The organism is Mycobacterium lehmannii (assembly GCF_001499925.1).
GTDB classification, from domain to species: domain Bacteria; phylum Actinomycetota; class Actinomycetes; order Mycobacteriales; family Mycobacteriaceae; genus Mycobacterium; species Mycobacterium lehmannii.
Genome location: NZ_LQIR01000019.1, coordinates 53,776 through 65,060 on the forward strand (window position 1 = coordinate 53,776; position 11,285 = coordinate 65,060).

An 11,285-nucleotide genomic window follows, 5' to 3' on the forward strand; every position below is an offset into this window, starting at 1 on the left:
CTCGCGCTAGTCGTTCCTCAGCAGCAGGGAACGGACCAACGGGCGGGGGCCGACCGAGCGAAGAAGTGCGCTGGCCGGGCGCTGACGCACCCGCATGGGCCACCAGAACCACCGGCCGAGCAGCGCGGCGATCGAGGGCGTCATGAACGCACGGACGACCAGAGTGTCGAACAACAAACCCAAGCCGATGGTCATGCCGACCTGACCGATTGTGAGCAGATCACTCACCACCATCGAAGCCATCGTTGCCGCAAACACCAGGCCCGCTGCCGTCACGACCTTGCCGGTGCCGCCCATCGCCCGAATGATTCCTGTGTTGAGACCTGCGGCTATCTCCTCCCGCATTCGCGAGACGAGCATCAGGTTGTAGTCGGAACCGACGGCGAGAAGCACGATCACAGACATCGCCAGGACGACCCAGTTGATCTGTATGCCGAGGAGGTATTGCCAGAAAAGAACTGACAACCCGAACGATGCACCCAGTGAAAGAGCGACCGTTCCGACGATGACAAGGGCGGCAATGAAGCTTCGCGTGATGAGCAGCATGATGATGAACACGAGACAAGCTGCCGATACCGCCGCGATCAGCAAATCGTATCTGGACCCGTCGACCAGGTCTTTGACGTTCGCCGCGGTACCTGTGAAATAAATATTGGCATTCTCCAGCGGCGTTCCTTTGAGTGCCTCCTCGGCGGCGATCTCGATCGGTTCGACTCGGGAGATCCCTTCCGGTGTTGCGGGATCACCTTTTTGTGAAATCAGCATGCGAGCGGCCGTCCCGTCTGGCGACAGGAAGATCTCCATTACGCGCTTGAAGTCTTCGTTCTCGAAGATCTCCGGGGGCAGATAGAAAGAATCGTCATTCTTGGCGGCGTCGAACGCTTTACCCATCGCAGTCGCGGTATCGGCCGTCTGCTCCATCGAACCGATGGTTCCCGACATCGTGCTGTGCATGGTCAGCATCATGGTGCGTGTGCTTTCCATCGTCGCAATCATCTGCGGGAACTGTGCGAGCATCTGCGGCATCAAAACATCGAGCCGGTCGAGATTTTCGACGAGCGAGTCCATTTTCAGGGAGATCTGGTCGACACCGTCAAGTGCGTCGAAGATCGACCGCAACGACCAACAAATCGGGATATTGAAGCAGTGCGGCTCCCAATAGAAGTAATTGCGGATCGGACGGAAGAAGTCGTCGAAATTAGCTAATGCGTCGCGCAGTTCGTCGGTGGTTTCTTGAAGCTCGTGTGTGGTCTCGACCATGCTGTGCGTCGTAGCCACCATCTGTTGCATCAGTTCATACATCCGCGTCATGATGCCGATGGTGGTGGACATCTCCTCGGCCTGTTTGAGCATGTCATCCATGCGGTCCTTTTGGAACGGCATTTGGAGAGCTTGATTGGCCTGTCCCACACTCAACATGAAGGGAATAGTCGTGTGCGGGATCTGGGTCCCCTCCGGCCTAGTAATCGATTGAACATCGGCAATACCGGGAACGGCGAAGACCGCCTTGGCGAGCTTGTTCAAGATCAGCATATCGGCCGGGTTCCGCAAATCATGGTCGGCCTCGATCATCAGGATGTCGGGTGTTGCCAGACGCGATTCCGGGAAATGTCGGGCTGCGGCCTCATACCCTTGATTTGCGGGAATGTCTTCGGGTATGAACTCCTGGTCGTTGTAGCTCGGGTTATATCCCGGCAGTGTGAGCAGCCCAATCAATGAGATCGCCAGCGTCGCGACGAAGATGGGCGCGGGCCACCGAACAACCGAAGTCCCGATTCGTCGCCAGCGGCGAGTGACGATAAGGCGCTTCGGTTCGAACAAGTTGATACGACTACCTAAAGCTATCACTGCTGGAATCAGCGTGAGGGCCACCGCGACTGCAATCAGAATGCCCAGCGCGCCCGCGGTTCCCAGAGGCTGGAAGAACGGGAGGCGAGTGAAGCTGAGGCACGCAATTGCCCCGGCGATGGTCAAACCGGAGGCTAAAACAACTTTGGCGACGCTGCGATAAGACGTGTAGTAGGCGCTTTCCTTATCCTCGCCGGCTTGACGCGCTTCTTGATAACGACCTGTGAAGAAGATGCCGTAGTCGGTTCCCGCCGCGATTCCTACAGACACGATCAGGTTGACGACGTAGGTCGTCAGACCCACAATGCCGTGAAGTCCGAGAAACGCGACAATCCCGCGGGCCACCTGCAATTGGATGCCAACCATGAGCAACAGCAGCACCACAGTTGTCACTGAGCGGTAGACCAGAAGCAACATCAGGAAGATCACCGCAAAGGTGACGACCGTGATCAAAATGACCGTTCTATTGCCGCTCTTGCCTATGTCCGCAACGATCGGGGCCGGACCCGTCACATACGCCTGCACACCCGGCGGCGGCGGAATCCCGGAGACAATGCCCTGAATCGCCGCGACGGACTCGTTGCCGGCCGCCGAACCCGTGGCCCCACGCAGATTGACCTGAACGTAAACCGCTTTACCGTCAGTGCTCTGCGCGGCGCCTGCGGTAAGCGGGTCGCCCCAGAAGTCCTGAACGTGCTGGATGTGCTCTGTATCAGCTTCTAGCTGACGAATTAATTCGGTGTAGTAGCCGTGTGCGTCTTCGCCCAGGGGTTGCTCGCCCTCGAGGACAATGACCGCCATGCTTTCGGCGCTGGATTGCGCGAAGAGGTCCCCCATACGGACAGCCGCTTCGTATGACGGCGCATCCTGAACCACTAGAGGCACTGACTTCTCGCGTTCGACTACTTCCAGCGGAGGAACGAAGAGAGTAGTCACGACGGTGATTGCCAGCCACCCCAAGATGACCAGCACTGAAAATCTACGGATTGACCGTGCGATGAACGGTCGCGGCGTGGTCTCCTCGCCGACGTGCCTGCCGGTCATGCGGCCTCGAGCACGCATGATGCGAAGGCGTTCGTCTGATTTGACACCTTCTCCGACTTGACCTCACCGTCGACGAGAATGCGGCACCCAATCGTGTTGGTGTCGCCCTGGGCGACGAGGCTCGCCACTGCGGTAGCCGAACCGATCTCGAAATCCAACGACCAGGGGATACTTGCCCCTCGGACCGTGCGCACATTGAATTCTTCATCGAAATAACTAATGGTGGCGACGGTTCCCGGAGCGCCGAAGACCTCGTATGTCAGTCGCTTGGGGTCATACGGCTTGGTGTCGGCGACTGCCGTGTCGGCGTAGGACGGACGTTGGTCGGAGCCGAACATGCCGTGCAGCCGCGACACGATGAAACCACCGCTGACCGCAACAATTAGTATGACCAGCGGAATCCACACCCGCTTCAGAAGCCTGAAGATGGGAGACCCCCTCCACCTAGTTCCACACCCGGCACTGTTCCGGCGACCATGCAACTACACACCGGACACGCCACGCAAGGAACGGCTCCCTCGCTGCGGCTGCCGTCGCACGCTGGGCGAACGACCATCACCGCAAACAAATAGCGCCCCCGCGACGCGACGCGGTCCTGACGAGTAAACCATGCCGGTGTCCCCCTATATCCGCCCGTTCCCAAGGCGATATGGGATCGGAACACACACGCAGTGTGCGAAGGCACGATACGAAACAAGCCACCATCCCGCAAATCTTGTTGTAGGCCTTCCCAATAGGCGGGGAAGTGTACCGGTCAGCGATGCGACGGAAAAGAAAACAAACTGTTACGGGGGTTATCCCCCAGGTAACCCCACAGGCGCGCGAAGATGCCAGAGGTACCTCAGCACTCCCCTTCGCAGCTGCTGCAGGTAAAGACTTGTCGGGCGTCCAACACCACGTCCTTACTCCGGTCGAGCCTGAGCCAGCTTGTGTACGAACAAGATTCGGGATGCAGTCCGGACACCCTCGCTTCGCCGACTCCGTAATGGAATGTCTGACAGACGGCTGTTTGCCAGCCTTCACCCTCGCAGCAAGCCGGGTTACCCCATGGGCGCTTCGCAGGCATCCGACCACAGGTCCCGTCGATGCGCCGATACTTTGCGGTGCGGGGTTTCAGGCTCTCGCGATAGTGGTATTTCGACGCCAGATGATTAGCCCGGAGCAAATGTTGGTACTGTGCGATAAGGGTTGGGTCAATTCGTTTTGAGGGAGGGAGTCCACCCATGATCAAGTTTTCAGTGAGCAGATTGGCCGCCGCGGCCGGGGGTTTGGCATTGTCGGTGACCGCGGGAGCCGGCATCGCTGCCGCTCAGCCGGATATCGGACCGATGGTCAACACCACCTGCACCTACGAGCAGGCCATGGCCGCGGTGCACGCCGAGAACCCGATGGCGGCGCAGTACCTCGACCAGTCTCCGCCGAACCTTCAGTTCCTTCAGGTGTACTTCGCGTCGTCACCTGCTGAGCGCACGAACCTGCTGAATCAGATCAAGAACAATCCGGGGATCGACGAGGCGATGCCGGTGTTCCAGCAGATGATGACCAGCTGCGTCAATTACTGAGTTAAGCAAGAGACGTGCACAAGCGGCACTGACTGAACAGACGAGGTTACGTGTCTGATTTCCGCGGTGGCGCGAATTGTGACTCCACACGTGTAGACGACGACCGGACCGGCGGCCACCCGGTGTGGCCGCCAGTTTGGCTCTTTTCTTGTCGCCCATGAGGGGGACGCTCAGCGAGGTTTTCGATCCTCGCGACAACGCGTTGAACGCCTGGCGACTGATTCTGGCCGCGGGCGTGATCCTGCAGCACTCTTGGCCGCTGACCGGTCGAGACTTCAGCACTCCGTTCGAACAGGTCTTCACTCAGGTGTGGGTGGACGGGTTCTTCGTTGTGTCGGGGTTTCTGATCACCGGCTCATGGTTGAACAATCCGCGATTGCGCGAGTATGCGGCGGCACGGGCCTTGCGCATCTTCCCGGGCCTGTGGATCTGCGTACTGATAGTCGCGTTCGTTCTGGCGCCGATCGGTGCGGCGCTGTCCGGTGGCTCCTTGAGGTTGTCGTCGCAGATCGCCTACGTGCTCAACAACGCGGTGCTCAACATCTACTACGCCGACATAGACGGCACTCCTCTGAATGTGCCGTGGGACGGCGTTTGGGACGGGCCGTTGTGGACCCTGATCTTCGAATTGATCTGCTACATCGCAGTGGCGGTGTTAGGCGTCGCAGGCCTCCTTCGGCGGCGGTGGACAATCCCGGTCGTGTTCGTCCTGTCGGTCGCCGGGTCTGCGATCGTCGGATATCCGGTCATGGCGCTGGAAACGCTTCCGCAAATGGTGTTGCGGTTCGCCGTCGTCTTCTCCGCGGGTGCGTTGCTGTACCAGTACCGGGACCGGATACCAGCACGGTGGTGGCTGGTGGCACTGTGCGCCGCCCTGGTCGTGACGCTGGGACTGCTACCGAACTACCGGGTCTATGCCGCGCTGCCGTTGGCGTACGCGGTGATCGTGTCGGGAGCCTTATTGAAGCGACCCCGCCTGCGAAACGACCTGTCATACGGCATGTACATCTACGCCTGGCCGGTGCAGCAACTCCTCGCGGCTGCGGGCTTGATCTGGCTGGACCCGCGCCTGTTCTTCGTAGTGGCCACGGCCTGCACGATTCCGCTTGCCGCGTTCTCATGGTTCGTCGTGGAGCGCCAGGCAATGAAGCTGAAACGACGCGTACGGCGGCGAGAGTTCGCCGAACAAGCGACCCTCTAGGGGGTTAACCCCCGCAAAGTCGACCGGGTACCGCCATGTCCATTCAGCGAGGCATTCCCGTAATTTAACGGCATGGTCGCAATCACCGATCACGAGACGGAGCCGGTCACCGCCGAAGCAGTGACGCCGGCACCCCGTCGGATCGGCATCTGGCCCAGCGCATCGATGATCGCCGGCGCGGCGATCGCGGCGCTCTGGCTGTGGTTTCCGATCATGCTCGTGATCTTCGGGATCGCGTCGATCCCTACCTTGATCGGACCGGTGGTCGTCACGATCCTGTTCGTCTACCTGATGCGCGGCGTCGAGTGGCTCGAACGGTTGCGCAGCGAAGCCGTGTTCGGCATGGGTATCCGGGTGCCGCTGCGAAAGCTGTCTCACCGCACCGGCTTTGTGGGTTGGCTCCATCAACTGTGGCTCGATCTCAGCAGTACCCGGTTCTGGAAAGGCTGCACGCACCACTTCTTCCGGATGTTCTATGACGCGGCGGCCGGCGGACTCGCGTTGTTCCTCCTGGCCTTCGCGTTGCTGGCGCCAGCCGGAGCGATCGCCGTAACTCGCAGCTCGGCCGACGCCGGAGTGTCTTTCCTCCCGCCAGCCCTGGCGTGGCCATTGGCCGTGATCGCGTTCGTGGCCGCGGTCGCGATCGTGGTTTTCGCGCCTACCCTCGACGCCAAGATCGACCTGTGGCTGCTCTCCCCGTCCCCCACCGCACTCTTGCAGAACGAGGTGACCGCACTCGACCATGCCCGACGGGGCGCGATGACTTCTGCCGAGACCGAGCGCTACCGCATCGAACGCGACCTCCATGACAGCGTGCAACCGCGGCTCGTGTCGCTCGCGATGACGATAGGACTCGCCAAAACCAAGCTCGACTCCGACCCTTCGGCCGCCAAAGCGCTGATCGCCGAGGCCCACGAGGACGCGAAAACCGCCCTGGTGGAACTGCGTAACGTCGTGCGGGGCATGGCTCCGACGATCCTCACCGATCGCGGATTGGATGCCGCATTGTCAGCAGTTGTGCAGCGCAGCGCCGTCCCGACCACCCTTGACGTCGACCTGCCTCGACGCATTCCGCAGGAGGTCGAGTCGGTCGCGTACTTCGTCGTCGCCGAGGCGCTCACGAACGTCGCGAAGCACGCACAGGCGTCGCAGGCCGTCGTCACGGTACGGCTCGACGCCGAGAACACGCTCACCGTCTCCGTGTTCGACGACGGCCGCGGCGGTGCTCAGATCACCGACAGCGAAACCGCGACCGGCCTGCGCGGACTGGCCGAACGGGTGCGCGCCGCGCGAGGCACGTTCGACGTGTCCAGTCCTGCCGCGGGGCCCACGACCGTCAAAGCGCTGCTCCCATGCGCATCGTGATCGCAGAGGACTCGGCGCTGCTGCGCGCGGGTATCGAACGCATACTGACAGACGCCGGGCATGAAGTCGTCGCCAGCGTCGCGGACGCCACGGACCTCTTGCGCCTGGTCAACGACACACATCCGGACCTGGTGATGGTCGATGTGCGGATGCCGCCGACCTTCACAGACGAGGGAATCCGGTGCGCCGCGTTGCTGCGCAGCCAGAACCCCGAGTCGCCCGTGCTCGTGCTGTCGCACTACGTCGAAGAGCGTTACGCCTCCGACCTGATCAGCTCGGACACCCGCGGCTTCGGCTACCTGCTGAAAGACCGCGTCGCCGACATTCCGGCCTTCCTCGAGGCGGTCACGGTGGTCGGTGGCGGCGGAACCGTGCTCGACCCCGAGGTGGTCTCCCAGATCCTCGCCCGATCGCATCGCCGCAGCGCGCTCGAGCAGCTCACCCCGCGCGAGCGGGAGGTCCTGCAGCTAATGGCCGAAGGCAAGACCAATTCGGCGATCGCCGCGACCTTGTACATCACGACTGGATCCGCCGAGAAACACATCGCCTCCATCTTCACGAAGCTGGGACTGGCACCTGATGACACCGAAAACCGCCGTGTCCTCGCCGTCCTGCGCTACCTCGAGACTTAACCGAAGGACATAGAGACACCATGACGACGATCAACACGGACCGAGAGGTGGTCGAGGGCGCGATGGCGCTCATCGCAGCCGACGGCGCGTGGACCCAGGGCACCTACTGCCGCGACGCCACTGGCAACCAGGTCATGGCATCTGTCGACAGGCCTGGCGATTGGGTGCGCGTATGCGTGGATGACCTTGGCCAAGGGGGCTTCTCCGCGCGCACCGAACTCGGGGCCACGCCGTACAGCTTCTGTCTGCAGGGCGCGCTACGCACCGCGGCGGGTTACTGGATGCTTCGGGACTCGCAGGCGGTACACGAGCAGATCGAGCGGCTGGAGACGCTGCTGCTGGAGTTGGCCAATTCTGTCGCCGTTCCGGGATGGCCGGCGCTTGACGCCTTCAACGACGACGCGAGCACCACGAAAACCGATGTCGTGCTGCTACTCAAGCACGCCGTCGCTCTCCTGGAAAGGGAGGAGCACCGATGAACGCGATCGACGTGACCACACCCCGGGAGGCCAATTCCTCCGCAGAGGACTCGCCGCCACCATCGCTGACCGGTCGGCAACGAACGGTGATGCGCGTAGTGCTTGTCATCGTCGGATCCTTGCTTGCGCTCGGCAGTTTCGTCAGCCTCGGCGTTCTCGCGTCCGGCCTCGGCGGCACCCGGGTCGTGACGGATACGAAGAACCTGCCGACCGATATGCGCGCGCTGACCATCGTGACCGGCGACGTCCCAGTCACCGTCCACGTCAACACTGACGCCAACGCCAACGAACCCCGTGTCGACCTTCGCCTCGTCACCAACTCTGACGACACACAGCTGGCGGTAACACAGGAAGGCGACGCCAGCCGAATCACGCTCCACGACAGCGGGTCTGGATTTCTCTGGTTCCACCGCACAGGAGAACTCCGGGTCATCCTCCCACCGGACACCGCCCGAAATCTCAGCGTCACAGTCGACCAGGGAGCGGGCTCGCTGTCCGTCGACTCATCCCTTCGGGAATTGGTGGCCCAAACCGATCACAACGCCTCACTCGCCGGATCGGCACGCCTGATCGATGTCAACGCCCGCGGGGATATCAAGACCAGCAGCGCTATCGCCGTCGCCGATTCGTTTAAAGCACATTCAGGGTCCGGAAGCATTTCGACGGAGTTCCGTGCGGCACCGCGCACAACCGAAGCCACCGCCGAAGGTGACGTGAAGGTACAGGTGCCTGGCCCCGATCCGTACCGAGTGCGCGCCGAATCCGCGGAGTCCGATAGCGGAACGCTGGTGACCGTTCCGCAAACACCAGCCCAGGATGCCCCCGCGGTGACGGCCCGCTCGGCGACCGGCAACGTCGAAGTCACCGAGCTTCCCTGAGAACTCCTCGAGGAGGGCCGGCAACTTCCAGCGCGATTCGGCCGGTACCCCTGTTCGCACGGCCTCCCCCGATTGGGGCCGTCCGTCAGGCAAGATTGGCTACATGGCCAGTGGTACAGACAGTGGTGGTGCCTCACCTCGAGTTCTCGTGGTCGACGACGATCCCGACGTGCTGGCTTCGCTCGAGCGCGGGTTGCGGCTGTCCGGGTTCGATGTGGCCACCGCCGTGGACGGCGCCGAAGCGCTGCGCAGCGCGACCGAGACCCGGCCCGATGCGATCGTGCTGGACATCAACATGCCCGTGCTCGACGGAGTCAGCGTAGTCACGGCGCTGCGCGCGATGGACAACGACGTGCCGGTCTGCGTGCTCTCGGCGCGCAGCTCGGTCGACGACCGGGTCGCCGGCCTGGAGGCCGGGGCCGACGACTACCTGGTCAAACCGTTTGTGTTGCAGGAACTGGTCGCCCGGGTGAAGGCGCTGCTGCGCAGGCGTGGGTCCACCGCGACCTTCTCCTCGGAAACCATCCAGGTCGGCCCGCTCGAGGTCGACATCCCCGGCCGCCGCGCCCGCGTCAACGGCGTCGACGTCGACCTGACCAAACGCGAGTTCGACCTGCTCGCCGTCCTGGCCGAGCACAAGACCGCCGTGCTGTCACGCGCACAGCTGCTCGAGCTCGTCTGGGGTTACGACTTCGCCGCCGACACCAACGTCGTCGACGTCTTCATCGGCTACCTGCGCCGCAAGCTCGAGGCCGGTGGCGCTCCCCGGCTGCTGCACACCGTGCGCGGAGTGGGGTTCGTGCTCCGAACTCAGTGATGTCTCTGCTGTCGCGGATCTTCCGCCGAACCCCGTCTCTGCGCACCCGCGTCGCGCTGGCCACCGCGATCGGCGCGGCGATCGTCGTCGTCATCGTGGGAACAGTGGTCTGGGTCGGCATCACCAACGACCGCAAGGAACGCCTCGACCGCCGACTCGACGAGGCGGCCGGCTTCGCGATCCCATTCCTGCCGCGCGGCCTGGACGAGATTCCGAAGTCGCCGACCAACCAGGACGCGGTCATCACCGTGCACCGCGGTGACGAGGTGACCTCCAACTCCGACGTCGTACTGCCCCAGCTCGAACCTGGATACGCCGACACCTACGTCGACGGTGTGCGGTATCGGGTCCGCACCGTCGACATCCCCTACTACCCCGGGCCGATGTCGGTGGCCGTCGGCGCCACATACGACGCCACGATTGCCGACACCAACAACCTGCACCGACGGGTGATCATCATCTGCGTGTTCGCCGTCGGGGCCGCGTCGGTGTTCGGTTGGGTGCTGGCCGCTTTCGCGGTGCGCCCGCTCAAGAGCCTGGCGCAACAGACCCGCCAGATCGATGCCGGCGACGAGGACCCCGACGTCGAGGTGCGCGGCGCCACCGAGGCCGTCGAGATCGCCGAGGCGGTCAAGGGCCTGGTCGAACGCGTGTGGAAGGAACAGGATCGGACCAAGGCCGCGCTGGCGTCGGCGCGCGATTTCGCGTCCGTCTCCGCCCACGAACTGCGCACCCCGTTGACCGCGATGCGGACCAACCTCGAGGTGCTGTCGACCCTCGACCTGCCCGAGGACCAGCGCAAAGAGGTGGTCAACGACGTGATCCGCACGCAGTCGCGGATCGAGGCGACGCTCGGCGCGCTGGAACGGCTTGCGCAGGGTGAACTGTCGACCGCCGACGACCACGTGCCCGTCGACATCACGGAGTTGCTGGACCGCGCCGCCCACGACGCGATGCGGGTCTACCCCGACCTGGAGGTGTCGTTGGTCCCCGCGCCGACGGTGATCATCGTGGGCCTGCCCGCCGGTCTGCGGTTGGCGGTCGACAATGCGATCGCCAACGCCGTGAAGCATGGCGGCGCCACGCGGGTCCAACTGTCGGCGGTCAGCTCACGAGCGGGCGTGGAGATCGCGATCGACGACGACGGCGTCGGCATCCCCGAGGAAGAGCGCTCGATCGTGTTCGAGCGCTTCTCGCGAGGGTCGACCGCGTCGGTGTCGGGCTCGGGTCTCGGCCTGGCACTCGTCGCCCAGCAGGCCGAATTGCACGGCGGCACAGCCTCTTTGGAGGAGAGTCCGCTGGGCGGAGCTCGGCTGTTGTTGCGCTTACCCGGGCATCAGTAACGTCGGCGCCGAAACTGAACTTCTGCACGAAGATATGCCCTTCGGTTCAGGGGGTCGATGCAACAGCACTCGTTTTGATTGAGGAGTGTTGTTGTGCCGCTTCCACCTCTTGCCTC

10 protein-coding genes are annotated in these 11,285 nt (G+C 62.9%); 8 read left to right on the top strand and 2 right to left on the bottom strand.

Annotated elements, in window-relative coordinates:
• Positions 1-6: 6 nt before the first annotated feature.
• Complete coding sequence (locus AU192_RS12115) at positions 7-2,892, bottom strand: MMPL/RND family transporter (RefSeq protein ID WP_064396403.1); 2,886 nt, start codon at positions 2,890-2,892, stop codon at positions 7-9.
• The gene (locus tag AU192_RS12120) at positions 2,889-3,308 is read right to left on the bottom strand and encodes an MmpS family transport accessory protein (RefSeq protein WP_064396427.1); all 420 of its coding nucleotides are present in this window, start codon (positions 3,306-3,308) and stop codon (positions 2,889-2,891) included. Before AU192_RS12120 ends, AU192_RS12115 begins: the two co-directional genes overlap by 4 nt.
• Positions 3,309-4,115: 807 nt before the next feature.
• On the opposite strand from AU192_RS12120, the gene AU192_RS12125 reads away from it, so the two are divergent.
• The 8 genes from AU192_RS12125 to AU192_RS12160 all read left to right on the top strand — a co-directional run bounded on the left by AU192_RS12125 (position 4,116) and on the right by AU192_RS12160 (position 11,169).
• Entirely contained in the window at positions 4,116-4,454 is a 339-nt protein-coding gene (locus AU192_RS12125; RefSeq protein WP_064396405.1) for a hemophore-related protein, read from the top strand.
• A gap of 157 nt (positions 4,455-4,611) precedes the next feature.
• Positions 4,612-5,655: an acyltransferase family protein gene (locus tag AU192_RS12130; protein WP_064396406.1), complete on the top strand. Its 1,044-nt coding sequence runs from the start codon at positions 4,612-4,614 to the stop codon at positions 5,653-5,655.
• A 72-nt stretch (positions 5,656-5,727) separates the two neighbouring features.
• Positions 5,728-7,020, top strand: a complete 1,293-nt coding sequence (locus AU192_RS12135; protein ID WP_064396408.1) for a sensor histidine kinase — start codon at positions 5,728-5,730, stop codon at positions 7,018-7,020.
• A complete protein-coding gene (locus AU192_RS12140; protein ID WP_064396410.1) occupies positions 7,008-7,652 on the top strand; it encodes a response regulator transcription factor in 645 nt (214 codons plus the stop codon). The genes AU192_RS12135 and AU192_RS12140 overlap by 13 nt, the downstream gene beginning before the upstream one ends.
• A gap of 20 nt (positions 7,653-7,672) precedes the next feature.
• Positions 7,673-8,131 carry a DUF6197 family protein gene (locus AU192_RS12145; protein ID WP_064396412.1) on the top strand — a complete coding sequence of 153 codons (459 nt, stop codon included), beginning with the start codon at positions 7,673-7,675 and terminating at the stop codon, positions 8,129-8,131.
• Positions 8,128-9,009, top strand: coding sequence for a hypothetical protein (locus AU192_RS12150; protein ID WP_064396414.1), 882 nt, complete (start codon positions 8,128-8,130; stop codon positions 9,007-9,009). Before AU192_RS12145 ends, AU192_RS12150 begins: the two co-directional genes overlap by 4 nt.
• A gap of 103 nt (positions 9,010-9,112) precedes the next feature.
• Positions 9,113-9,826, top strand: coding sequence for a two-component system response regulator PrrA (gene prrA / locus AU192_RS12155; protein ID WP_064396416.1), 714 nt, complete (start codon positions 9,113-9,115; stop codon positions 9,824-9,826).
• A complete protein-coding gene (locus AU192_RS12160) occupies positions 9,826-11,169 on the top strand; it encodes a HAMP domain-containing sensor histidine kinase (RefSeq protein ID WP_064396418.1) in 1,344 nt (447 codons plus the stop codon). Before prrA ends, AU192_RS12160 begins: the two co-directional genes overlap by 1 nt.
• Positions 11,170-11,285 lie beyond the last annotated feature (116 nt).